This window comes from Arundinibacter roseus (genome assembly GCF_004348825.1).
Taxonomy (GTDB): Bacteria; Bacteroidota; Bacteroidia; order Cytophagales; family Spirosomataceae; genus Arundinibacter; species Arundinibacter roseus.
In genome coordinates, this window is the sequence record NZ_SMJU01000006.1 from 123,813 (window position 1) to 149,105 (window position 25,293).

Below are 25,293 nucleotides of genomic sequence, written 5' to 3' on the forward strand. Positions count from 1 at the left end.
TGTATATACAAAAGGGTTGTGTAGCACAACCCTTTTGTAGTTTTATTAATTTATAATCATTTAAAACAAAACTCCTTCGTCATCTGACAATGAAGGGGGGACATAGGTATCGGTACTATCGGTATACACTCCTCCACAATTGAGGCTAAAATTGGCAGGCATATTGAATTTTCCTTTCCGGTATTGCAACAACGTTGGATCGGCATAAACTTTTTGCATATAAAGCCCCCACGCAGGCATCGCTATCCGCCCCCCTTGCCCGTAGGCCATCGTGCGAAAATGTATGCTTCGATCTTCACCGCCTACCCAAATACCCGTCACAAGACTGTGCGTCATACCCATAAACCACCCATCCGAATAGTTAGAGGTTGTTCCCGTTTTAGCAGCAATTTCATTGCCTTCAGTTACGCCATACTGCCGAAGCCGGCCAGCCGTTCCACCGGGGTCCTCTACGGCACCTTTCATGAGGTAAATCATGCTGTAAGCCATATTTTCACTTAATTCCTGATTGGCTTTTGGAAAAAATTCCTGCAACAGATTTCCGTCCCGGTCTTCAATCCGAACGATAGCCATGGGCTCAGTACGGTGCCCGCTATTGACAAATGCACAGTATGCGCCTACCATTTCATAAACCGACACATCACTCACACCCAGGCAAAGGGCTGGTTTAGCGTCCAGTTTGCTGGTAATACCCAGTTTGTGGGCATATTCAACCACGGTGTTAGGTCGTACCATTTTCATGATGTGTGCACTCACCGAATTGACTGATTTTCCAATTGCCTGCCGTAGGGAGAGTGATTGGTACGAATACTTTCCATTTGCGTTTTTGGGTGTCCAGCCACCGGGCACGCCATCAGCTAAAGTAAAGGTAACGGGCCGATCAACGACATGATCGCAGGGAGTCAGGAAATTTTTATCCAGAGCAGAAACATACACAAATGGCTTGAAAGTTGAGCCCGGCTGCCGGGCTCCCTGCCGTACGTGATCGTATTTGAAATATTTAAAATTAATACCGCCAACCCAGGCTTTTACGTGACCGTTTCGCGGATCCATTGATACCATGCCGGTTCGCAAAAAGTGTTTGTAATATTTAATGGAATCGATGGGGCTCATCATCATTTCTTTTTCTCCTTCCCAGCTGAACACCTTCATTTTGTAGGGGGTACGCATTACTTTCCAGGCTTCTTCCTCACCAACTTCTTTTACTAAGGCCCGATAACGGGGAGAAATTCTGACCGCACGCTCCACAAATCCTTCGATTTCTTTTCCATTCATATCCGTCCATGGATTTCGGTCTTTCCAATGCTCAAAGAATAGTTTTTGCTGCGTTTTCATATGCTCCGTTACTGCTTCTTCTGCATACCGCTGCATACGAGAATCAATGGTCGTATAAATCCGTAAACCGCTGGTATAGAGATCATACTCCGTTCCGTTATCTTCATTATACTCTTCTACCCAATTTTTCAAATAGTTCCGCATAGACTCCCTAAAATAGGGAGCAGGGCCAGTATTATGGCTTTCGATCGTAAATTTCAAGCTCAACGGCAACTTTCTTAATTCCTGATGTTTTTCAGCCGTAATAAACTCATATTTATGCAACTGATCCAACACAGTATTCCGGCGATTGAGAGCATTCGTCGGCAATCGAAGGGGATTGTAAAGCGTTGGATTTTGAAGCATCCCAACAAGCAATGCTGCTTCGTGCACCTCCAAATCCCAGGCTTCCTTATCAAAATAGGTCTTGGAAGCCACCTTAATTCCGTAGGTATTATTTCCAAAAGACACCGTGTTCAGGTACATCATCAGAATTTCCCGTTTGGTATACTTTCGTTCAAGTATCACCGCCAAAATCCATTCCTTCGTTTTGGCAATCACCGTGCGCACCAAAGGAATATGGCCAAGTATGCCACGGTATTTTTCAGATCGTGTCTGAAATAAATTTTTTGCTACCTGTTGTGTAAGTGTACTTCCCCCACCCGAGCCAGTATTTCCAGTTATAATCCCCTTGGCAACCCGAAACAAACTTCGCAGGTCAATGCCGGAATGTTTGACAAATCGGGCATCTTCGGTTGCAATGAGAGCTTCAAAAAGTCGGGGTGAAACCTGATCGAACTCAATACGAGCCCGGTTCTCAACGATATACTTACCCAAAGATTTTCCATCCTGTGAAATCAACTCAGAGGCAAGCACACTCTTGGGATTTTCAAGTGTTTTCAAATCCGGCATTTCTCCGAAGAGCCAAAAGAAATTAAAGCTAACGGCGACAATATAAAAAATGAATAATCCCAGGCCGAGTGCGGCAAATCGCCAAAGACGGATAATCTTCTTTCGGTATTTTCCTGGCTGCAATTCTATCATAAGTTTCTTTTTTTTAAACTATTAGTGGTTAGGGAAAGGTAGTAAATGAACGATGACGCAAGTTGCAAGGTACTATTTACAAGGCTGACGTCCAGAGTTTCATCGGGAATTGATTCCCGCAATTTGCAAATATATAAAATTTCAAAATTTGCGTGGAAGAGAGGCTTGGCCCGTCACTTCCAACATTTCCTGCACCCGCGGAAGAAACTGACTTTCAGGATATAAACGAATAAATTCATTGATTGCCTGCAAGTAGGCATCTCGTCCCCGAACTTTCCCGATGAGAAAAATACGCAGGAGTGCAAATTTGTCAATCAGTGCATGATCGCGAAAGTAAGGAAGCACATTTTCAATTTGCGCAAGGGCCTCTGTATAATTTCCGCTATCATAGAGAGCATACAACCCTTCGTAAGACTTGCCTGCGTTCGTTGGTTTCCCAGCAGTCGGGACATTTGTCTCACCGAATGTTCCCTGATTCAGAAGTCGGGCATAGGTTGCATTGGGAAATTCCGTCATGAGTTTTTCTTTCCAAAGCGGTTTGTTCTTATTGGAATCGTCGAGTGATAAATATATCAGATAGTACGCTTCTTCGCGGTAGTCCGTTTTGGGGAATTCTTTTAGTAAATGCGTGAACGTGGTTACGGCTTTTTCAGGTTCTTTAAGATCAAACCGGTAAATTTTACCTAGTCTGTACAATGCATCCTCTTCTCTTTTTTGTGAACTGGCAAATGCAGCTCCGCTAAGAGGAACCGATTTGCGCAATTCCTCCCGTCTGCTCCGCCATTCTTCCGAGTCTTTTTTCATCGGTTCAAGTACACCCGTTGCAAAGGAAACACCACTCAGGGAATCGGGCGTCCCGGCGGTTGTTTGAGCAACACTCGCAAACGAAGAATTATCCTTAACTACCCGGCGCCAGTTATCTTCCAAAGGGCGATTTCCCCAAATCCGGACAAACTCCATTTTTGCCTGACTTATCAGGGAGGGATCATATAGCTCCCACCGACGTCCATTTCCTGACAGGTTCGGCACGCCAATATCTGCCGCTGATGGGCGATTGGCATTGGCAAGGGCTTCTTTGGCAGCCAGCAGAAGCTGTTGTTTTTCATCTTCCTCGGCTTCAATGATTGCATCCAATTTTCGATCCAAAGCAGCCGGATTCATCTGTGCCAATTGTTGCAGACTATCTTCGGTACGCACGATATTGATTTGGGTTACGAACTCATCAAGTGCCTTTTTGCGGTCGTTAGCAGACAGAAATTCTTCGGATTGAGGTGGCAGGCTTACCAGTGCGCTATCGTAATAAGCCTTGGCAAGTTCATAATTTTCCAACCTGTCGTACTGAATGCGGGCAAGTTCGAGATAAGTATACGGAACCTGAACTGTGTTCGCTCCCGCAGTTTGAATTGATTTTTGTAAAAAGCCAATTGCCTCCGGATAACGTTCCCGACGCTCCGCCAGCAAACCCATTGTGTAATAGATACGGTCCCTCAGATCATTATTCTTTCGATCCCTAAGCATTTTATCAAAACCAACCCGGGTCAAATCTACTTTGGGATCAAGCAGTACCTGATTTTGCAGGGAACTCATCGTTGCATAAAACGACAGATCGTAGGTGGGCTTATTTTTTCCAACTGCCTTGTAATGATCGTTCGCAAGTGCAAATTGTCCCAGTCGGTCATACAACTGCCCGGCAATGTAATGCAAACGAGCGGCTTGTTGATTTTTTTTCAGTAATGGAAAAACCTGCTCCAAAATAGCAACGGCGGTCAGGTACTCGCCCTGTTCCTGATGAATGTATGCTTTCGCAAGATAAAACTCCCGGGTAGCTACTTTATTTAAAGGCTGTTGCCGAAGGTACTCAGCTACATTAAGGGCGTTGGAATAATCCTTTTTTTGGGTATAAGCACGCATGAGCCACACAAGAGCGATATTTTTATCATCCTCATCCCGACCATTCGTAAATACATAGCGCAGGGCTTCCACGCCGTCATCGTATTGTCCCAAATACAAACGAGCTTTTCCGAGTAGCGTATAACTATCATCGAGCCATTTACTGTTTTGGTGTCTTTCAGCAACGATAGACGCTTTTTTTATTCCATTTTCCAGCTGTGGCCGCACCTGACTGCCCATAGTCGAATCCAGCGGCATCAAAATTGGTAACCGTTGCGTATACAAATCACGATATTTCTTTTTCATCGCAGCTTCTGCCGAAGAAATTTCGGATTGGGCGATGTAATAGGCATTAAACCGTGCGGTTAGGTTGTGAAAGGCAATACTTCCCGGACGATTGCTATATTGCGAGCAACCAAGGCTCATGCCAAGAATTGACACAACCATACAACTACGGATAAAAGGGAATAGAAGTCGGGTTAGCACAAACGAAGCCTTTGATGGGTAATAGGTTAAAAAGTATGACGCTTTCGTAAAAACGTTTGATCCACTATTTACGTATCGAATATAGTGCCATTTCATTAATTTGGGACAAAATTAGCATAAATTCACGTACAGGGCCTATTCCTTTTTTTATGAGCAAGCCAAAACCCAATCCCCAAAAAAGCAGTGGCCGCCCTGCCAATTCCTATGCACGCTATTCAGGGCTTGCTTTTCAGATGCTGGGCACCATCCTGCTTTTTACGTATGCAGGTTATAAGCTCGATGAGTGGCAGGAAAATCAAATTCCGCTTTGGACCCTTCTTTTTTCTCTTGGTTCAATAGCTGCCTCACTCTACATGTTTATACGTTCTATATCTAAGGAAGAATAGTTGCGGGAAATCCGGCCTTTGACAAAACAGTAGAATAATCGGTCATTTCTCCAAAACTCCGTACCTTTGTGCACCAAAATCACAGTTTTCATAACTTTATCAATGCTTCGAAGTTTGCTTGCAACCGTGCTACTCGGAATTGCATTTTTTTTAGCCCGTCATTACCATATTGACCAATGGTTTCATGCATTTGTTCCGTATATGCTGGTCTTTTTCCTGGCTGTTTCTTTCCTCATTCACCGACTCATGGAATTTGGATTTAGGGATAAGCGGGATAAATTCGTACAATTTTACCTTTCTACCGTTGTTGTTCGTCTGTTATTGTGTATTGTTTTTGTAGGTATAAGTCTCTATATAGGAATTGAAAATGTAAAGATATTTATAGCTAACTTTTTTGCACTCTATTTATTTTACACAATTTTTGAAATATACGGTTTGTATCGTAACTTGCGCCGCGATTCGTAACGCCTAGTACACTTTACAATTATGTTGACATACATACGCCGCATTTCTACCTATTTTTTCGTTGCTGCCTCACTCTCATTCAGTGCTGTTTATGCTGATGATCAACCCGATCACGACGGGCATTCGGGCGCAGACAAAATCAACGAAACCGAGCATGCTATCGAAAACAACCTCGAAGCGCACGAAGAAGAATTCAATATTGGCCAAATGATTATGCATCACATTGCCGACTCGCACGAGTGGGAATTTGCGCATGGAGTTGTTTTGCCTTTACCCGTGATTTTGTACTCACAGGATCGTGGTCTTGAAGTATTCTCTTCGGCCAATTTCCACAACGAACATCATGAATATAACGGATATCATTTGGTTCATGGCGATGCTGAAACTATCGAGCCGGTAGATCAATCTCGTACAGTGTATGATTTTTCTATCACCAAAAACGTAGCCTCGATGTTCATCAGTGCTATTCTTTTGCTGCTTATTTTTACCAGCGTGGCCAAGTCCTACTCTACACGTCAGGGCAAAGCGCCGAAAGGTTTGCAATCGGCCATGGAGGTTTTAATTCTGTTTATTCGGGATGAAGTGGTGAAACCAAACATTGGCCCTGGCTACCAGAAATACCTTCCGTACATGCTCACGTTGTTTTTCTTTATTCTGATCAACAACCTGCTGGGATTATTGCCAGGTGCTGCCAACGTAACCGGAAATATCGCCATCACAATGACACTTGCGGTTATCACCTTTATCATCGTGCATATTAATTCCAACAAACATTATTGGATGCACCTTGTAAAGCCCACCGGTGTGCCGGTAGCCCTGCTTCCCATTATGATTCCTGTTGAAATCGTGGGCGTTTTCATGAAGCCATTTTCACTCATGATTCGTCTTTTTGCCAATATGACAGCCGGTCACATTATTCTACTGAGCTTGTTCGGGCTGATCTTTATATTCAAAAGCATCGCCATTGCTCCGGTTATTTCCGGCTTTGCGCTTTTCATGAACTTCATCGAAATCATGGTGGCCTTTATTCAGGCATTCATTTTCACCCTGCTTTCGTCGATGTACATTGGCAGTGCCATTGAAGATCATCACGAAGCCGATCACGGTCATTGATAATTTTTTTGCAATCTTTTGTTCTCTTTATTTTTTAAATTTAAACTGTTTTTAAGTTATGTTATTTCAACTATTGCTTCAAGCTGCTGAACAAAGCGGTGCAGGTTTAGCTGTTATGGGTGCTGGTATTGGTGCAGGTCTTGCTGCAATCGGCGCAGGTATGGGTATCGGTCGCATCGGCGGCAGCGCCATGGAAGGTATCGCCCGTCAGCCAGAAGCAGCCGGTCGTATCCAAACTGCCATGCTTATCATCGCAGCTCTTATCGAGGCGGTTGCACTTTTTGCAGCGGTAATTTGTCTGCTTATTTCTTTCAAGTTGTAATAGACTTGCAACGAGAACCTATGATTTGGGCCGCATGAGGCAGTCCGAGGAGGTTAAAAAAACATTCCGGGAAAGCATTAGGTTTTCCCGGGCTTTTTTCAAAAGATTGACCCCAAACGGGAAACTACATTTCCTGCTTATAAAGACTTTAAAACAAATTATCTTACAAACTCATGGCACTACTTACTCCTGCCCTCGGACTTATTTTCTGGATGCTGGTGGTATTCTTACTGCTGGTCTTTATCCTGCGTAAGTTCGCCTGGAAACCTATTATTGACGGCCTGAATGCCCGTGAAAAAGAAATTCAGGGTGCACTTGACCTGGCTGAGCAAACCAAAGCCGAAATGGCCAAAATGCAATCGGACAACCAAAAGCTTATTGCAGAAGCAAACGCTGCCCGCGATCAGATTATCCGTGAAGCGAAAGAAGCATCTGAACGTATGATTGCTGAATCCAAAGATAAAGCAATTGCCGAAGGTCAGAAAATGATCGATAGCGCCCGCGAAACTATTCGCAACGAACAACAGGCAGCTATCGCAACGATGAAAAAAGAGGTAGCTACGCTATCGCTTCAAATTGCTGAGCAAGTGCTCCGTCGCGAACTTTCGGACAAAGCCTCTCAGGAAAAATTAATTGCTGAGCTTGCCTCCGGCGCTCGCCTGAATTGATTCTTTTATACTTTTTAGATAAACACTCATGTCGATAGGAACTGTCGCTTCCCGCTATGCCAAATCATTAATTGAACTGGCTCAGGAAAAGAAAGTAGTGGAAGAAGTATATCAGGATATGGTTTTATTCAAATCTGTGGCTACCCAAAATCGGGGAGTAATGCTGGCTCTTTCCAGCCCCGTGATTCGCCACGAGAAAAAACTCGGTATCCTTAAAGCTATTTTTCAAGATAAAGTAAATCCGGTTTCGTATACCATCTTTACCATTATCACCAAAAAAAATCGGGAAGCTATTCTCGAAAGTATTGCAGATGAATTTGTTAAACAATACAACCTGCTAAAAGGCATTCAAAAGGCTGTCGTTACCACTAGTATTCCACTTGATGCCGCGCTGCGTGCTCAGTTCAATGCGATGGTGAATAAAATGACGGGGATGACTGTTGAACTGGAAGAAAAGGTAGACGAAAAACTCATCGGTGGCTATATTCTGAGGGTTCAGGATCAACAAATTGACGCCTCTTTGAAAAGCCGTCTGAATAATCTGAAACTTGAATTACTCAATTAAAGACTTTACTTTTTATCTGTATATTTTGAAAGACTTTGCGGCTTTGCGGCAAAGTCTTTTTCTTTATACGGGAATTAGCCAACATTCAGGTATTCTTATTTCTTCATGATAAATATATTACAGGAGACTCGTAAAGTTGACATTGTTCAGGTTGTTCAGGATTTGGGTCTTGATATACACGAACATCGAAAAATCCTGTGCCCTTTTCATGAAGAAAAAACACCTTCCCTATACTTATATCCGGGTACCAATACCTACTATTGCTTTGGCTGTGGTAAACACGGAGACGTTATTCATTTTTATGCAGGATTTGCTTCTATTGAGTATAAAACTGCCATGCACGAATTGGCTCATTTGTACGTACAAGGCTACATTCGGAAAGGTAATACGCCCCCGCCTCGCGCTGGTAAAAGGCCAGAAATAGCCGCAGACAATCTGCCTGATACCAAAGAATATGTGTATCAATCGATACATTCAGAGATTTACGAATCTTTCAAAACATACTGTGAAACTCAACCTGACACAGAGACCAGTCAACAAGGTCTTGCGTATCTTCACCAAAGAGGATTTTCGGAGCCGACGTTGAGAAGTTTTGGTATTTTTGTAATAAAGGATTACCATTCAGCCAATTACTTTCTACGTTCGCAGTATGCATTGGCTGATCTACGTGAATGTGGACTGTATAATGAAAAAGATAATTTGGTGTTTTATAGGCATTGCCTGATTATCCCCTACTACAAACAAAACAGAATTGTCTTTTTGCAGGGACGGATTATTGGTTCTCCGGTCGACAAAACACCCCGCTATCAGTTTCTAAGCGGCGTACCGATTCCTTTATTCAATAGCGACATGCTTGCCCGAATCCGAACCGGTAAGGTTGTATACGTTACCGAAGGCGCATTGGACTGCATGACGCTTGTGCAACAAGGCCTACCTGCTGTTAGTTTGGGCAGTGTAACGATGTTTAAGAAAGAATGGGCCAAACTTTTTCAGCGTTTTGAAGTCTGTTTTTGGTTCGATAATGACAAAGCCGGGCAACAAGCTGCCAAATCCTATCAGATGCTTTTTGAAGAAGCAGGAATCAGCAGCCATGAGCGTAAGGTAAAAGACGGCTTTAAAGATGTCAATGATTATTTCAGCAAGCGGGATCAAGGTGAACTATTTGGCTAGTATTTTTCTTAACTCCTTGACATTTCCAAGTAATATCAAGTGATCGCCCGGCTGTAATTCACGATCAATGCCAGCTTCAAGTTCGAGTTTCTTTACTTTTCGGGTATATCCTACAATACTTTTCTCATTTTCTACGTGTACGTAAGCCACCACTTTCAAGCCCGGTGAGCGAGTGAGACCGGTTTCAGAAAGTTTTTTATAGTAAAAACGCTGTGGAATCCGAAGCTCCATCATGGCCGATTCTTCACAAATTTCGTAGGAGTTTACGAGCTCGGGAATAGTCAGACGCTTGGCCACTTTTTCTGCTGAATCCTGCTCGGGCAGCAGCAGCTCATCCACTCCCAATGCTTCCATAACGGTACGGTGTAGATCGTTAAAAGCCCGACCAAGCAGCTTTTTGACTTTCATCTGCTTCAAAATAGCCGTTACGAGCACCGAGGCCGCAAAGTCTTCACCAATGGCCACCACCACAATATCCATCTCCCGCAAGGGAATCGTATTGAGGTTGTGAATGTCGGTACAGTCCATACACACGGTGTGCGTAATCCGGTTTTTGAGGGAATCAATTTTATTCATATCGACATCAGCCCCGATTACTTCGTGGCCCATTGCCGTGAGTTTCACTGAAAGGGTGGCGCCAAAATTGCCTAGCCCAACTACAAAAAATTTCATAAAAATACCTTAGTTAATAAAGATTGTTTCGCTGGGATAGCGATAGTTTATCGCCTTGGTTTGCCGGATAAACGCAACAAACAAGGTAAAGCTGCCTACCCTGCCAATAAACATAATAATGACTAAAACAATTTTTGCTCCCTCAGAAAGCTCCGACGTAATGCCCAACGTTAGACCGACGGTACTAAACGCCGAGAAACATTCAAAAGCTATGCTGATCAGTTGCTTGTCTGGTTCAAGAACGGTAATAATCAGAATTGCCGGACCGATAATCAGGAGTGAAAGGCTAATGGTTGAAAATGCCCGACGAACGGACTCCGAGGGGATTTGCCGCCGCCGGAATTCCACGCGGTCGCTGCCCTTGGCCAAGCTCAGAATATTGAGAATAGCTACCGCAAAGGTGGAGGTTTTGATACCGCCGCCTGTTGACGCTGGCGAAGCACCGATCCACATCAGGAGAAGATAAATCAGGATGGTAGCCGGCTGCATGAGGGTCATATCAAAGGTGTTAAACCCGGCGGTTCGTGGGGTGACTGAGGCAAAAAAGGACGTAATAAGTTTGCCGTACCAGGTCGTGTGCTGATACAATATGCCGTAATACTCAGTAATAAAGAAAGTAACTATGCCTACGACAAGCAACAGAAAGGTCGTCAGTAGAACAATAGACGAATTGGCACTTACCGTCCGGGGTAAGTGACGAATCGGCTTGCGCCTGATTACCCAGGCTCCGAGCTGAACTACATAATGCTTACCATAGTAATATATATCGGTCAAAATCGGAAAACCCAGACCTCCAATGATGATGAGAAAGCAAATGACGAGCTGAAAATCATAGTCCATTCGTAGGTACGAATTAAATAGTCCATTGGGAACGGTAGAAAATCCGGCGTTACAAAAGGCAGAAATTGAATGAAAAATTGAAAAACGCAACCGCTGCCCCCAGGTAGCAAAGGCCTCATCTCCAACGGTGAAATAGATCCCGACCACGCCGATAATTTCGACCAGCAACGTAATGACAATAATTTGAGAAAGTGATTTAAATGTATCGCTTACTTTTTCGGCGGTAACGAAATCTTTTAGAAACAGCTGATTTTCAATTGAAAAACCACCTTTGTACAAATAACCAAAGAAACTTGTAAATGATAGCACGCCCAATCCTCCAAGTTGGATCAGCATGAGAATGAAGAATTTCCCTAAACGAGTAAATTCGGTAGCTGTATCAAGCGTACTAAGGCCTGTTACACATACAGCACTAACGGCAGTGAAAAGAGCATCTGTAAATGAAATACCATTGACCGTAGCGCGTGGCAACATGAGTAACCCGCAGCCCATCAACGACAGCATGACAAAACTTAGGATAAAAGCCAAAGCCGGGTTGAATCGCTTGGTATAAATTTGGAGAACCTTACGCGATGAATCCAGCAGTATCAATACAAAGCATAGAACAAGGCCACCGTAATAGGAATAGGATTTAAAGTCAGGCTTTAATTGTAAAACTGTAAATTTATAGTAACAGAATCCGGCTAGTAAAAGAACCGGAATCCACTGCAAAATCTTGTTTACTACGCCTGAAGGCGGATAGCGTAACGTTCGCAGGGAAAGGGTAATGGCAAACGAAGCGAGATAAATAAGATAAATTGCTCCAAAATACAGATACTTGATAACGTGCGGAAAGCCAACATCATACACTACCAGCAACAAGACAAACAGGCCAAAATAAAAGGAGAAATCTTCAAAAAAATCGTGCAGTCGACGCACAATCCGTTCCTTCACCTGACTAAAATTCCAATATTTTTTGCGTGTGTTGCTCATGAATTAAAAAGAGGATTTGTCTAAAAAAGTGTTGAATCACCTTTTGTAAACCTTTCGCCGAAAACTTAGTAGTGCCATTTTTCATTACCTTCCAGAGGTTTCCATGCATAGCGAGGTTCAAAGTGATTCCATAAAATGGCCGACAAGGTACGCAAAAGTACGTAACCTTCATTATCGGCTTTCCAGCGTTCATCTTTTTGGTTTTTGGTGGTAATGCAAAAAACGTAGTCGCCATGAGGGGCATGTACATACACTACTTCTGACTTGGCCCGATTGACTGCGCCGTTTTTTGCCGCAACTTTAATTTCGGGAGGAAGCTGAGAAAGCGCCTGCCCATCCCAAAACTGCCGGCCCAGCAAGCGATACATCCGTTCGCTAACATCAGGGCTTATTGCTCCACCAAACCGAATCAAAGTCATCAGTTCCGCCATTTCCCGCGGTGTCGTTTGGCCCCATCCGTAAGTTCTCTGCGCATCCGCACGACCCGGCGTCCGTGAGTTCACACGCGTATGTACAAAACCCTGTTTCTGCAGCCAATTATTAATTGTTGCACCACCACCGGCCAATGCCTGCATCCACAAACTACCCGTATTATCTGAAATCGTCTCCATGAGCATCAGCACATAGCTCAAAGGGATTTTGGCACTATCCCGCAAAGAACCCACAATTCCATCGTCGTACCGTAGCGAATCTCGATAAATCAGGACGCTGTCATAGGCAAGTTGGCCACTGTGAAGCTTGTCGAAAAGACCACAAAGTATCGGAATTTTGACCATACTTGCCGTAGGAAAAACTGTATCAGCCTGAATCTCAACTACTCTATTTTTCTTTATATGATGAACGTATACGCCCACATCACCACCAAATCCGGCAATTGCCTGTTCTATTTTTCGGGTAAGTTCACGATCCGTTTTTGGCTTAACTTCTGCTTTTTGGGCAAATGAACCGGTCGCAAATAGCGAGCAGATTATAAACAATAAGAAACTACACGGATTTTTCTTAAAACACAGTAAACCTGAAAACATATGTAAAGCGGTTTGATTATCAATTCTTTGAATTAAATAAATAGGTTGGTGTGTAGATTTACGAAATGCAACTTTAAACAAAAAAAATCAGAGAGGAAAATCCTGCGGATGTGCTCGCAGGTAAATTGCCATCAATGATTTCTTTTCAAAGTTTAAGCAACAAAATAACCCGTACTTATTCTAACTTTTTCATGAAAAAACTCTTTTCAATACTTTTCATTTTCTGTTTTTCATTCGTATCTGCCCAACAAAGCCCCAATACCCGATGGACAGAAGCGCAGGCTGACGCATGGTACGCAAAGCAGCCATGGCTGTTTGGCTCCAACTATAATCCGGCAAGCGCAATCAATCAATTGGAGATGTTTCAGGAAGATACATTTTCACCCGAAGAAATAGATAAAGAATTGGGCTGGGCCGAAGATATGGGTGTAAATACGGCACGAGTGTATTTACATGACCTCTTATGGGCTGATTCAGAAGGCTTCAAAAACCGTCTCAATCAATTTTTGGATATTTGTGCCAAACACAACATTCGTCCGGTGCTGGTACTTTTTGATTCCTGCTGGGACCCTCACCCAAAATCAGGCCCTCAGCGAGCTCCTCAACCCGGAATTCATAATTCGGGGTGGCTGCAAAGTCCGGGCGCAAGTGCGCTAAACGATCCGTCGCAACACCCCCGTCTGGAAGCCTACGTAACAGGTGTGGTGGGTGCTTTTGCCAACGATTCGCGCATCTTGATGTGGGATGTCTGGAATGAACCCGACAATACGAATGACAACAGTTATGGTAAAAATCACCTGAAACAGGAGCCTGAAAACAAACGAGAAAAAGTTGCCATGCTCCTGCCCCGCGTCTTTGCCTGGGCTCGGGCGGCGCAGCCTTCTCAGCCGCTGACCTCCGGCCTATGGATTTTTAATAAAAATCGTGATATGAGTATCCCTGAAAATTGGAGTACAACGGAGAAAATACAGGTTGAGAATTCTGACATTCTTACGTTTCATCACTATTCAGATGCAGAATCCTTTGAAGGCGTAATCAAACAACTACAAACGCTGAAACGCCCGATGATTTGTACGGAGTTTATGGCTCGTGGAGCCAATAGTTTGTTCCAGACGCATTTGCCAATCGCCAGAAAATACAACGTCGGTATGATCAATTGGGGATTTGTGGCGGGAAAAACGCAGACCTATTTGCCCTGGGATAGCTGGCAAAAACCCTATATAAATGGCCGGGTGCCAAAAATCTGGTTCCATGAAATTCTAAAAACGGACGGAACGCCTATCGATCCGGCTGAGATTGCGGCAATTAAAGCAGCAACCGGAAAAACAAAGTAATCAGGAAAAGTAACACATAAGAAATGGTCTGAATTTTAACTTTCTGGAAGTTTAAATTCAGACCATTTTATTTTCTTGACTGCTGGTCAAAAACTTATAGCTGACGTGTGAAAAATTTTACTCCTTTGTGAGGATTGTAGTTATAAGGTTGCGTTTCCAGAAATCCGTAACGCTCGTATAACTTCACGGCTCGCGGCATTTTATAACCAATCGTATCCAATTTCATCGTGGAATAGCCAAGTGCTTGCGCAGTTTCGATCGCCTTTTCCATGAGCGCACGTCCTATGCCAATACCTTGAAACGGAGGTTTAATATACATCCTTTTCAACTCACAGGTTTGGTCATTTTCAATTTGTCGCACACCTGCACATCCGATAAAATCCTGCCCGGATTGTACCAGAAAGAAACATCCCGTGGGCCTACCATACATCGTAGGTAAAAGCGACCGCTCCTGCTCGACATTTTGAAAGCTCAGATCAAAATCGAGCGATGAAATGTACTCTGAGAATAACTCCATAGCTGCCTCAAAATGAGCTGGTTCGGTGGCTTCCAGAATTTTCCAGTCCACCAGCAAATTATCCAATCCAGCTGAACTCATAGCTCAATTCAGGGACTTTGGTTCGATCTGCAACCCGACGTAAACGCGCAGGCAATGCCAGCAAATAATCCCTGGCTTTTTCGGCTTTTTCGTTCAAATCGCGCATGTGCTCAATCTGCCATTCATCCAAAAGTGAATCCAGAATTTCGATATAATCGTTGGTAGTGTACACGCCTAACCGCTGCGCAGCGTCGGAAAAATGGGAGAAAGTATCTCCCATACGAACGCCGGTTTCGCGTAAAAAATGAGCAGGCATAACAATCTTCTTTCGCATCATATCTTCCAGAGCAAGCATCATTTCGGACGCGTCAACCTCAAAGATCCTACTTACAAATGACTTATAGGCCTTGGCATGACGCATTTCGTCCGCAGCAATGACCCCGCAAATTTTTGAAAGATGCGGATTTCCAAACTGCTTGGCCAACGTGGCCGTCCGGCGGTGCGATACGTTGGTGGCGAGTTCCTGAAACGAGGTATACACGAAATTACGGTAGGGATCGCGGCCGGTTCCAATATCAAATCCATCAGCGATAAGGTATTGTGTAGAAACCTCCATCGCCCGCATATTTACCCGCCCTGACAGGTACAGGTATTTGTTCAATAAATCACCGTGGCGGTTTTCCTCGGCAGTCCAGGCCCGCACCCACTGAGCCCATCCTTTGGGATCATGAACCTGATCAACGCCGATTACGTCCATCAGCCAGGATTCATAGGTTGGCAAAGCTTCTTCGGTAATTGTATCACCGATCAAAACGGCTACATAATCATAGGGAAGTTCACGGGCACTTTCTTTGAGCAGTTTTACCTCCTCCACAAAATTTTCCTTCGAGAAATCCGGCAGGAAATCAGAGGGTTGCCAGTTTTCCTCAATAGGTTTGAGGTAATCTGTAAGAACTGAATCAAGTTTCTGACCAATAAACTGCATCACCTCGATACGTAAGGCTGAGAGTTCTTTATGCATGAGAATAAGAGTTAAAGTAGTAAAGACAAAGTTCGTGATATTACTTTAAGATACGTAATAAATAGCGAATTTCGTAATCTGCTATCCTTTTGAGTACTTTTGCAAAAAAAATTGAACCCGATGAAAAAAATCCTTGACTACGTTTTAAGTATCCTATATTTACTCTATTTTGGTCTAACCCTCCTGCTGTTTCACGCCGTTCAAATTGTTTGTTTCAATTTATTTGGGCCCAAGATTCATCAAAAATCGGTTGAGGTTTTTAACTTTTTCATAGCTTACGGCTGGTATCTCACCGGCAGCAGTATTTCGTTTTCATCGCTCGCAAGCCTACCCGACAATCGTCCATTGATCTTTACTGCCAATCATCAGAGTATGTTTGATATTCCGGGCTTAATATGGTTTTTACGAAAATACCATCCCCTTTTTGTGTCAAAAATAGAACTTGCGCGTGGCATTCCGGGGATTTCCTATAATCTTAGAAAAGGCGGCGCTGCCCTGATTAATCGCAAAGACAGCAAGCAGGCCATCATGGAAATTGCGAAATTGGGCAAACGCATTCATGATACCAAAGGTGCGGCGGCCATATTTCCGGAAGGCACCCGAACGGCCTCCGGTACCATGCGCCCTTTTGCGGCAGGCGGGCTGTCGGCGCTGTTAAAAAAAGCTCCCGATTCACTCGTTGTACCCGTAGCAATTCAGGGAACGGGGCATTTCAATCCCAAAGGTCTTTTTCCACTTCGGTCATTTTCCAGGATGTCGTGGACGGTTCTGCCGGGTGTTGAACCTGCGGGCAAAACACCTGATGAGGTTGCCCGGCTTGCCCAGGAAGCAATTCAGGATTTTCTCAATACGTAAAAGAAATGAATTAAAATTCTAACTTAAACTAACTCTCATTGGCTCTAAACGAGCTTTTTCACCCGTTAACACTCGTTAACATATCTCCATTTAAACCAATGATTGGCGTGGCTCTCTAACCAACGAAAACCATAAAATTATAAGAGCCATGAAAAATACCATCACAGTAGCCGCCTTTTTCTTATTGTTTGCAACCGGTGCTTTCGCCCAGGGATACGGTAAATCTCAGTATCCCGATAGAGGGCGGGAAAACTCACGAATTGATCCACGCGATCGGCAGGATCTTCGGCAGATTAACGACTTAAAACGGCAGGCTCGCCTTCGAATTTCTGACGGAATTGCGAACGGTACACTCACCAACCGGGAGTCGATCCGATTGCTGAATGAACTCGAACGTATACAGATTAAGGAACGCCGGTACTTGTCTAACCGCTCGCTGAACAACCGCGAAACCCGGGAATTAACACAGGATTTACATATTCTGATCAGGGGCATTCATTACGAAAAAGCGGACTCGGAGTACGAAAGAAATCGCTATTCTCAGCGCCGTAATTATTAGAAGAAAATAGTTAGTTGAAGGTTTAGGGTAATTGGAAAGGATACTTCATTTTGAGGTATCCTTTTTTATGTTTAGCCTTTCTTGAGATAAAACCGAACCACCCGTGGTTGCTCAATTTTCATGATCAGAAAACGACAGCACAAGCTTAAAGTGAGATTTAAGAAAGCCTTCGCGCTCGTAAAAACGATGCGTTTCCAGGCGAAGGCGATTGGTTGTAACTTCCAACTGAATGCCGTTATGTGAAAGAACAAACTTTTGGATTTCGTGAATAAGTGCCCTGCCAATGCCTTGTGAACGTACAGAGGGCTGCACATACATTTCCTGAATTTCTCCCACCGGGCCCGCATGATGTAACAATAATTGTACATGACAGCTCGCCATACCCACAATTCTCCCTGCCTGCTCAGCTATGAAATAGCGGATTTGGGGTTGGGTAAGATTTTTTTCAAAAACAGACGTAAAACTCTTCTTGTTAAGCTGTTCATTTTCAAGATCGCACAGCATTTGATACAGTTCGTCACGATCAGAAGCACGTGCAAGTCGAATTTTTAGTCCATTTTCAGAATTTTTGTAACTCATCTGACGTATGGAAGAATACCCCTTTATGTGGTTTTTGTGCCAAAGCGAACATCGCCCGGGCGACTTTAACAGAATCAATTGCCCGGTATTTCAGGAGCGGACCAACCATAAGTGGTCCAACTGCTTTCATCACTACCTCTCCTATCTTCTCCCCTAGTCTTCGTTCGGTACGATCGCCCAACAATAGGGAAGGCTGTAAAATATGTAAGGTTTCAAATTGCAAGGCCCGCAAATCTTCTTCAATTTCGCCTTTAACCCGATTATAAAAAAAAGTGGATGATGCATTTGCTCCCATCGCAGTCACGATCAAAAACTTTTCGGCACCATTCAGGAGCGATAATCTCGCTATTTGGAGTGGATATTCGTAGTCAACCGTGAAAAATGCTTCTTTGGAACCTGCTTTTTTCATAGTTGTACCCAAACAACAATAAATATCCTGAGCTTTTACCAGAGAGGCATCCGGCTTATCAAAATCATACCGAATTTCCCGCAAACGGGGATGAACTATTTTTAGCGAACTCCGGACCAAAACCTGCACTTCACTATAATAGCCTGACTCTATCAGCAGTTGTGTCAGCTGTTTACCAATCAAACCGCTGGCACCGACGACTAAGGCCGTTTTCTTTTCATCGTTTTTCATACCTTTCAAAAGGTTGTGTCAAAATTTGTAAGGTCTAATTTAGGGTTATTTTTTTAGTAAAATTTGTAGCCTTCTTCTATTTTGTAAAATCTTTCAATAGTTGTCATTACATTTATAGTCTACCTAATTATATCATTCAATTAAAAACCCTTTATGCAAAAAAGAAAATACTACCTGCTTCTCCTTCTTAGTCTGAATCTATGTTTACCGGGACTTGCCCAGAAAAAAGACAAAAAGGACAAAAAGAAGGAAGAAACTACCACTCCCGCAAAACCTGCCGCCGCTGCTGCGAGTAAAGGACCCAAGCCCTATAAAGAAGTAATTACAAATAAAGCCAAATCTGATTCCGGCTTGTTTGTTGTGCACAAAGTTGAAGACTCCTATTTCTACGAAATTCCCGACTCACTTTTTAATCGTGAGATGTTACTTGTGACCCGTATCGCCAAAACTGCCGATAACATCGGCTATGGTGGGGAGGAAATTAATACATCGGTAGTACGCTGGGAATTGAAAGATAAAAAAGTTTTGCTTCGGGTGGTTTCTTATCGCAATGTAGCAAGCGAAGAACTGCCAATTTATCAGGCAGTTAAAAATTCCAATTTTGAACCCATTGTGGCTTCATTTGATGTAAAAGCTGTCAAAACCGACAGTACAAATACGGTCATTGAAGTAAATGATCTTTTCATTACCGATGTAAAAATGCTTGGGCTGGAACAACGTCGCCGGACGCAATACAAAGTGACAGCGCTGGACAGCAAACGTACATTTCTGGACACCATTCGGAGTTATCCGCTCAATGTAGAAGCAAGAAACATCCTGACCTACAACGCCTCCGAGCCGCCCTCTACCAGCGAAACGGGTTCTATTTCGCTGGAAATGAATCATTCGTTGATTCTGCTTCCTAAAAAACCAATGATGCCTCGTATTAAGGATACACGGGTAGGATATTTTTCAATACGTCAGAATGATTATGGTTTGGATGAACAAAAAGCCGACAAAAGGGAATATATCGTTCGGTGGCGGCTGGAACCCAAAGACAAAGCAGCCTTTGAGCGGGGCGAACTCGTAGAGCCCGTTAAGCCGATTGTGTACTATATTGATCCGGCGACTCCTGAAAAATGGCGGCCTTATATCAAGCAAGGTGTGGAAGACTGGCAGGCGGCATTTGAAAAAGCTGGTTTTAAAAATGCCATTATTTGCAAATATCCACCAACTCCCGAAGAAGATCCCGAGTTTAGTCCGGAAGATATACGGTACTCCGTAGTACGGTACTTCGCATCCGATATTCAGAATGCCTACGGCCCCAATGTACACGATCCCCGATCGGGCGAAATTCTGGACAGTGATATCGGCTGGTACCACAACGTGATGAACCTGATTCGTAACTGGTTTTTTGTACAAACCGCGGCCATTAATCCTGATGCCCGTTCTCCAAAATTTAAGGACGAAGTAATGGGCCGATTGATTCGGTTTGTTTCCTCACATGAGGTTGGCCACACCCTTGGCCTGCCGCACAATATGGGTTCAAGTGCTGCTTATCCCGTAGATTCTCTGCGTTCGGCAAGCTTTACGACGGCCAATAACGTCTCACCTTCCATCATGGACTACGCACGATTCAACTACGTAGCGCAGCCGGAAGATGCAGGGGTTTCGTTGATGCCAAATGTAGGAACGTATGATAAATACGCCATTGCATGGGGCTATCGGCCTATTTTGAGTGCTACTAAACCTGAGGATGAAAAAGAAACGCTGGATTCCTGGATTATGGCACATAGCGGCGACCCGGTGTATCGCTATGGTCGGCAGACGGCCAACCCGGTGGATCCTCGCTCGCAAACCGAAGATTTGGGCGACGACGCCATGAAGTCGAGTGCGTACGGAATCGAAAATCTGAAACGCATTGTTCCGAATTTAATGACCTGGACAACCGCCAAAGGCAAAGATTATGCTGATCTGGAAGAATTATATGGACAGGTACTCGGACAGTGGAATCGCTACATGGGACACGTGGCCAGTAACGTAGGCGGGATTTATGAAACCTACAAAACCTTTGATGAAGAAGGCGCGGTATACACGCACGTAGAAAAAGAAAAGCAGGAACGCGCCGTTGACTTCATTACGCAACAGGCCTTTAAAACTCCAACCTGGATGATCGATACGGATCTGCTGAGCCGTTTCGAAGGTGTAGGCATGATTGAACGAATTCGTGGCGCACAGGAACGCGTACTGAACAATTTGCTTGATCCGGGCCGGATGGCTCGCCTCATTGAAAATCAAACGCTTAACGGCCCCAAAGCGTACACAATGCTGGATCTGATGGGCGATTTAAGAACCGGAATCTGGACGGAGTTAAAAGGTGGACAAGTAGCTGATACGTACCGTAGAAATTTACAACGGGCCTACCTCGAACGTATGGAATTTTTGATGACCAAAGAACCCGCAACGGTACCTGCCGGAGCGCGGGCATTTGTCAACTACGTTCCGGTGCGTGTGGGGCAATCGGACATTCGTGCGGTCGTTCGCGGAGAATTGATGCAGCTTCAAACAGAAATCAAAAAGGCAATTCCAACGACAAAAGATACGCTGATGAAGTATCATTTGCAGGATGCGCTCGTTCGGGTTGAAAAAATACTTGACCCAAAAGAATAAGTTTCTATTGATCATCTTGAAAAAGCCTTCTGACTCAGTTTTGAATCAGAAGGCTTTTCTTTATGACAGCTTCCATGTTGATTTATGTCCGAGTTTTTCAGCGCCCCCCGTTTACCGCTTATTCCCAACTGAATCATATACAACCACTTTCTCCCATAGATGCGCGTAGTCTTCCACAAATTTTAGGTGAATCGGGTCGGTCTGATACATTTCTTCTTCAATCAGATTCTTAAAAAAACAGAGCCAGGAAACAGCATATCCTTTTTCGATAACCGAGCGGTTGGTAGATGCCGGTCTTCCGATATGTACCATTTGGATGGTAGAAACTTTACTCAATTTTTCGAGTCCTTCCAGCAACTTTGCTTCGTCCTGTGCGCTATCGGGGTTTTTGAGGTAGAAAAAAACGTGATGAACAAATAGTTCTTTTTTCTTTTCGGGTTGTGTAAATAAGCTCGGCCCGGCTGCTGCGGCTAGACCGGCTTTTTGTAAAAAGGAACGACGTGATGCTTTTTTCATATATTTGCTTTAAGTAGTAATACCACCGAATATACAGACTTTGGAGTTCGTGCCTACCTTATCAAGTAAATTAACTTCATTTTTTACTACCTTTTCAGGTAATATTCACAGCTACCTTTTTCGACTTTCTTCCCCAATCCAGCTCATGATTGTTTCGACCACCCGAGCCGTCAACAGCACGGCACTCCCATAGGGGCGGTTTTGTGGTTTTGCATGACAGGATGCGGCATTGCCCGAAACGTGAATTCCGACAAGCTGCATGCCGGTGTTGTGCTCCGCCCAAATAGGGGACCCGCTGTTCCGTTTAGTAGTAGTGAAAGAGTGCAACAGGCATTGACTTGTAATTTCTACAATATGTCCCCGCTCTTCCCAAAGTTCAAAATCAGGTTTATCAATCGGATAGCCGGCCATTCGGATAAGGTCATTTTCTTTCACCCCGGTATGCCCCGGCTCAAAGGGCTGCCAGTCAAAATGAAAGGTATCTGGTGAAATAATTTTATCTTTTTTCAGGAAAATAATCCCAAAATCATCCTTTACGTAGCAAAACGGATTGTCATATTCAGGCACTTTTCGGATGACAAAATCTGTGGATTCCACTCGGACCTTGCGTTCTGATTTCTGAGGAGAATTTTGATAAGGATATATTTCTATGCGCTCAATGACCGTATCTTTTTCACTCAAAGAATGCCCGGCAGTGACAAGCACATTGTCAGCAATTAAAAATCCGGTAGACCGATTGACGAAAGAAACGGCATCTCCGCTCTTGCTTTTTCGGTACATTTCCAGCAGACATATGGAAGAAAATGGAGCATGATGTGCATGAAGAACACGATTTCTGGACATAGTTTACCTTTGGTTCCTTGACGAAATACCGAAACGTCAGCCTATTCGTTATGGTTCATAAATTAATTCTCCTAACATTTTACAACATGCAAAAAACAATTTTTCTGTGGGCTATCAGCTTAGGTTTGTCCGTCGGTTTTTGTTCCTCAGTTCAGGCTCAGAACCGGGAGGTTGAAACTGAAATCAGTCTTGAATTTAACGAACGGCAACTTGAAAAGCATTTAACTACGTATAAAGAACAGCTGAACCTGAGCCGCCGTCAGGAACGGAAAATTAAGGCCGTACAGAAGCGCTATACTAAAAAAGAGGAAAAATTAGCCCAGGAAAAAGGCTTGAAATTGGGACAGAAACGAGCCTTACAAAAAGAGAAGGCGGAAGCGCTGTTGTTTATTCTGGATGAAGAGCAGATTGAAAAACTCAACTCACTTGCCGGAAGGAAAGGACTTTTCAAGAGAATTATTTAGAAACAGGATTAAAAAAAACTACGCCCCGAATGTTTCGGGGCGTAGCAGGTGCGGAATATGAACGAGTCAAAGAATGCCAATAGGCCAGGGATTACTCGCACTTGTCCAGAATTTTGCGTACTAATTTTTTTGCCATTTCCTGGTTTGAAGCCGAATCCTCACTTAGCTCGGCATATACTTTAAACTCCGTTTTACCAACCAATACAATCAGGGCATTATCGGTAGCATCCCATGCAGCCGCATCGCCAATTCCATCAACCGAATCAATTTTAATATTGTCCATCAAACCGCCTGAAACCCCTTTGCCTACGTTTTTTTGAGTTTCCGTTAGTTTTTCACCTTCCTTGTTTTCATACTTATCCAACTCTTTGTCCAGGTATTCTCTGGTTTTTTGAATCTCTTCTTTTGTCGGGGTACGATACGACATTTTAAACAACTTTAACGCATCCTGATCCTCCTTATATTGTTTCATACTCCCTATTGCAATTCGATTGCTGACGGGCACATCTATATTCATATTTCCAACTTTCAATTTTTTTATCCGGTCGGTTTTCCAGCTATATTCCATTTTATGATAGCCTTTTACAACTTTACTATATTCCTTTTTGGCCTCAGCCGGCAAGGCATATACCTCGTCGATCATCTCTTTTGTGAGCAACTCATCTAATTTCAGGTCATAGTCAAACAGACATTCTCCGGCTTTTTCTGAACCAGCACCGATCAGGGCAGATGCCTGTGCAACTGTCGCATTTCCTTCACTTTCAGTATTTTCTGATTTACCACAGGCCGACATTAATCCCACGCCCACTAAAAAGAGGTACTTTTTCATTGTATTTTCTGGTTTAAATTAAATCTTTTTCAAGTCCAAATAAATACAAAAGACCCATTAAATTGAACTGGAAATTATTCCTTCGTTCAATCGAATGAGTCTGTATAACTTCTGACCGGATAACCGGTAGTATTACTGACGGATTACCGTTTCTTCCAAAATTTTGCTGCTCAATCGCAGCAGTTCAACTTCTGCAAGTTTGGCGCTATATTCTGCTTCAATCAAGCGGGTTTCGGCAGCCACGGTGTTGCGCTGTACTTCGCGAAACTCGTAGGCTGTAGCATTTCCAACGCGATAGCGCTCAAAGGCAATATCAACATTTTGTCGGGCAATTTTGAAATTCGCTTCTTCAATTGTAACCAATTGAAGGCTATTTCGATAAGTCAAATAAGCCCGGTCAAATAAAGCCATCAACTGATTGCGCACATCCGCTTCCTGATCTTCAAAAATAAGTGCGTTAATTCGGGCATTCTGAATTCGGCGGCGTTGGTTAAGACCATCAAAAATATTGACGGACACCCGCGCTCCGTAGCTCCACACATCGTTTCGGGCTCTTCGCACCCCAAATCCTGCCTGATTGTTGGTAGTATTATAGTTAAAGCCTCCCAAAAGGTCCACCTGCGGGTATTGTTGGGCAGACAGAGCTTTTACATCCAATTCGGCAATACGCCGTTGCTGAGCAGCAAGTACTAAATTAGGGTTTTGTGCCATCAGGCTCTGACGCAACTCATCAGGCTGAATATCACGACGGGTGATGATGGTATCAGGTACGGTAAAAGCAATATCGGGATCTCGGGAAAGAAGCGAATTCAGATCAATTTTAGCATTTTGCAACACTTGTTCCTGAGCAATGTAAGCGGCAGTATCACCATTATAATCGACTTGTGCATTGATGTAGTCAACCTTTGAGCCATTTCCAACATCATAAAAAGCTTTGGACAATTCGAGCCGATCTTTTGAAATATCGAGAGCGTTGCGCAGCGCACGTACGCGCTGATACTGCCGGATGATTTCGTAGTAAGCCGTGCTAACCTGAGCTACGGTATTCTCAATGGTAATTTTTGCGTTAGTTCGTCCGGCAGCTTCCAGCTCCCGAAGCCGATCCTGAGATATAAACATCCCTAAACCATTAAAAATAGTCCAGTTCATGGCTATTCCTGAATTGGAGTTGTTGTTATTGACCCCCGATCGATCAAGAGGCGCCTGAAGGGCGTTAAAAAAGTCCTGACGCAAATGGCTGGACGTGTAGTTTTTTTGGGCTGCCGCTGTAATAGTTGGCAAAAACCCAGCATTGCCATAGGTGTTTTCATTTTTGGCAATTTCAATTCTTTTTTCGGCAATCCGAATGGAGTAATTTTTTTCCAGGGCAATGCTGATAGCCTGTTGAAGGGTTAGGGGTTCCTGAGCGTGGGTAGTAGCGGCAATAAGACTCAGTAGCAGAGTGATCGTAGCAAAACTTGTGACCTTTCTACGAATTTGAGTAGTCATTTTTAATAACATGTATTTGTTTTTGTGCGTTAACTGCGATTAATTT

Annotated in this window: 24 protein-coding genes; 11 read left to right on the plus strand and 13 right to left on the minus strand. The window is 43.7% G+C overall.

Translation table 11 applies throughout. From position 1 onward, the window contains the following. Positions 1-60: 60 nt before the first annotated feature. Positions 61-2,358 (minus strand): penicillin-binding protein 1A, encoded by a 2,298-nt coding sequence (locus EZE20_RS10525; RefSeq protein ID WP_132117319.1) that lies wholly within the window; start codon positions 2,356-2,358, stop codon positions 61-63. Positions 2,359-2,499: 141 nt separating this feature from the next. Next, positions 2,500-4,695, minus strand: a complete 2,196-nt coding sequence (gene porW / locus EZE20_RS10530) for a type IX secretion system periplasmic lipoprotein PorW/SprE (RefSeq protein ID WP_228713684.1) — start codon at positions 4,693-4,695, stop codon at positions 2,500-2,502. Positions 4,696-4,883: 188 nt separating this feature from the next. Between porW and EZE20_RS10535 the strand changes: the two genes are divergently transcribed. From EZE20_RS10535 to EZE20_RS10565, 6 genes are all read left to right on the plus strand, one after another. Next, positions 4,884-5,120: an AtpZ/AtpI family protein gene (locus EZE20_RS10535; protein ID WP_132117323.1), complete on the plus strand. Its 237-nt coding sequence runs from the start codon at positions 4,884-4,886 to the stop codon at positions 5,118-5,120. 486 nt (positions 5,121-5,606) lie between these two features. Beyond that, the gene (atpB, locus tag EZE20_RS10545) at positions 5,607-6,698 is read left to right on the plus strand and encodes a F0F1 ATP synthase subunit A (RefSeq protein ID WP_132117325.1); all 1,092 of its coding nucleotides are present in this window, start codon (positions 5,607-5,609) and stop codon (positions 6,696-6,698) included. Between the two features lie 58 nt (positions 6,699-6,756). Further along, the gene (gene atpE, locus EZE20_RS10550) at positions 6,757-7,020 is read left to right on the plus strand and encodes an ATP synthase F0 subunit C (RefSeq protein ID WP_132117327.1); all 264 of its coding nucleotides are present in this window, start codon (positions 6,757-6,759) and stop codon (positions 7,018-7,020) included. Between the two features lie 173 nt (positions 7,021-7,193). Continuing rightward, positions 7,194-7,688: a F0F1 ATP synthase subunit B gene (gene atpF, locus EZE20_RS10555; RefSeq protein WP_199879889.1), complete on the plus strand. Its 495-nt coding sequence runs from the start codon at positions 7,194-7,196 to the stop codon at positions 7,686-7,688. Between the two features lie 28 nt (positions 7,689-7,716). Further along, positions 7,717-8,253, plus strand: coding sequence for an ATP synthase F1 subunit delta (gene atpH / locus EZE20_RS10560; RefSeq protein WP_132117329.1), 537 nt, complete (start codon positions 7,717-7,719; stop codon positions 8,251-8,253). A 105-nt stretch (positions 8,254-8,358) separates the two neighbouring features. Beyond that, the gene (locus EZE20_RS10565) at positions 8,359-9,423 is read left to right on the plus strand and encodes a CHC2 zinc finger domain-containing protein (RefSeq protein WP_132117331.1); all 1,065 of its coding nucleotides are present in this window, start codon (positions 8,359-8,361) and stop codon (positions 9,421-9,423) included. On the opposite strand, the gene EZE20_RS10570 is transcribed toward EZE20_RS10565, so the two are convergent. From EZE20_RS10570 to EZE20_RS10580, 3 genes are all read right to left on the minus strand, one after another. Then, positions 9,412-10,095: a potassium channel family protein gene (locus EZE20_RS10570; RefSeq protein WP_132117333.1), complete on the minus strand. Its 684-nt coding sequence runs from the start codon at positions 10,093-10,095 to the stop codon at positions 9,412-9,414. The genes EZE20_RS10565 and EZE20_RS10570 overlap by 12 nt on opposite strands. A gap of 9 nt (positions 10,096-10,104) precedes the next feature. Further along, entirely contained in the window at positions 10,105-11,907 is a 1,803-nt protein-coding gene (locus EZE20_RS10575; protein WP_132117335.1) for a TrkH family potassium uptake protein, read from the minus strand. Between the two features lie 65 nt (positions 11,908-11,972). Further along, positions 11,973-12,932 (minus strand): serine hydrolase, encoded by a 960-nt coding sequence (locus EZE20_RS10580; RefSeq protein WP_132117337.1) that lies wholly within the window; start codon positions 12,930-12,932, stop codon positions 11,973-11,975. Between the two features lie 191 nt (positions 12,933-13,123). On the opposite strand from EZE20_RS10580, the gene EZE20_RS10585 reads away from it, so the two are divergent. Beyond that, entirely contained in the window at positions 13,124-14,266 is a 1,143-nt protein-coding gene (locus EZE20_RS10585; protein ID WP_132117339.1) for a cellulase family glycosylhydrolase, read from the plus strand. A gap of 94 nt (positions 14,267-14,360) precedes the next feature. On the opposite strand, the gene EZE20_RS10590 is transcribed toward EZE20_RS10585, so the two are convergent. Together EZE20_RS10590 and EZE20_RS10595 are read right to left on the minus strand one after the other, a co-directional pair. Continuing rightward, entirely contained in the window at positions 14,361-14,864 is a 504-nt protein-coding gene (locus EZE20_RS10590; protein ID WP_132117341.1) for a GNAT family N-acetyltransferase, read from the minus strand. Next, entirely contained in the window at positions 14,842-15,789 is a 948-nt protein-coding gene (locus tag EZE20_RS10595) for an acyl-ACP desaturase (protein ID WP_199879895.1), read from the minus strand. Before EZE20_RS10595 ends, EZE20_RS10590 begins: the two co-directional genes overlap by 23 nt. Positions 15,790-15,945: 156 nt before the next feature. Between EZE20_RS10595 and EZE20_RS10600 the strand changes: the two genes are divergently transcribed. Together EZE20_RS10600 and EZE20_RS10605 are read left to right on the plus strand one after the other, a co-directional pair. Continuing rightward, entirely contained in the window at positions 15,946-16,680 is a 735-nt protein-coding gene (locus tag EZE20_RS10600; RefSeq protein ID WP_132117345.1) for a lysophospholipid acyltransferase family protein, read from the plus strand. Between the two features lie 148 nt (positions 16,681-16,828). Further along, entirely contained in the window at positions 16,829-17,239 is a 411-nt protein-coding gene (locus tag EZE20_RS10605; protein WP_132117347.1) for a hypothetical protein, read from the plus strand. Between the two features lie 111 nt (positions 17,240-17,350). Here EZE20_RS10605 and EZE20_RS10610 read toward each other — a convergent pair whose 3' ends face one another. Then, complete coding sequence (locus tag EZE20_RS10610) at positions 17,351-17,818, minus strand: GNAT family N-acetyltransferase (protein WP_132117349.1); 468 nt, start codon at positions 17,816-17,818, stop codon at positions 17,351-17,353. Beyond that, positions 17,799-18,458 carry an NAD-dependent epimerase/dehydratase family protein gene (locus EZE20_RS10615; RefSeq protein ID WP_132117351.1) on the minus strand — a complete coding sequence of 220 codons (660 nt, stop codon included), beginning with the start codon at positions 18,456-18,458 and terminating at the stop codon, positions 17,799-17,801. The genes EZE20_RS10610 and EZE20_RS10615 overlap by 20 nt, the downstream gene beginning before the upstream one ends. 153 nt (positions 18,459-18,611) lie before the next feature. On the opposite strand from EZE20_RS10615, the gene EZE20_RS10620 reads away from it, so the two are divergent. After that, a complete protein-coding gene (locus EZE20_RS10620; RefSeq protein ID WP_132117353.1) occupies positions 18,612-21,107 on the plus strand; it encodes a zinc-dependent metalloprotease in 2,496 nt (831 codons plus the stop codon). 111 nt (positions 21,108-21,218) lie between these two features. On the opposite strand, the gene EZE20_RS10625 is transcribed toward EZE20_RS10620, so the two are convergent. Together EZE20_RS10625 and EZE20_RS10630 are read right to left on the minus strand one after the other, a co-directional pair. Then, positions 21,219-21,623, minus strand: coding sequence for a Dabb family protein (locus EZE20_RS10625; RefSeq protein WP_132117355.1), 405 nt, complete (start codon positions 21,621-21,623; stop codon positions 21,219-21,221). Positions 21,624-21,734: 111 nt separating this feature from the next. Further along, positions 21,735-22,466, minus strand: coding sequence for a trypsin-like serine peptidase (locus tag EZE20_RS10630; RefSeq protein WP_132117357.1), 732 nt, complete (start codon positions 22,464-22,466; stop codon positions 21,735-21,737). Between the two features lie 86 nt (positions 22,467-22,552). Here EZE20_RS10630 and EZE20_RS10635 point away from each other — a divergent pair, with 86 nt between their 5' ends. Beyond that, complete coding sequence (locus EZE20_RS10635) at positions 22,553-22,930, plus strand: hypothetical protein (protein WP_132117359.1); 378 nt, start codon at positions 22,553-22,555, stop codon at positions 22,928-22,930. Between the two features lie 91 nt (positions 22,931-23,021). On the opposite strand, the gene EZE20_RS10640 is transcribed toward EZE20_RS10635, so the two are convergent. Beyond that, on the minus strand, positions 23,022-23,759 hold the full coding sequence (locus tag EZE20_RS10640; protein WP_132117361.1) for a hypothetical protein: 738 nt from the start codon (positions 23,757-23,759) through the stop codon (positions 23,022-23,024). Positions 23,760-23,891: 132 nt separating this feature from the next. After that, positions 23,892-25,247 carry a TolC family protein gene (locus EZE20_RS10645; RefSeq protein WP_165933454.1) on the minus strand — a complete coding sequence of 452 codons (1,356 nt, stop codon included), beginning with the start codon at positions 25,245-25,247 and terminating at the stop codon, positions 23,892-23,894. Positions 25,248-25,293: the final 46 nt, after the last annotated feature.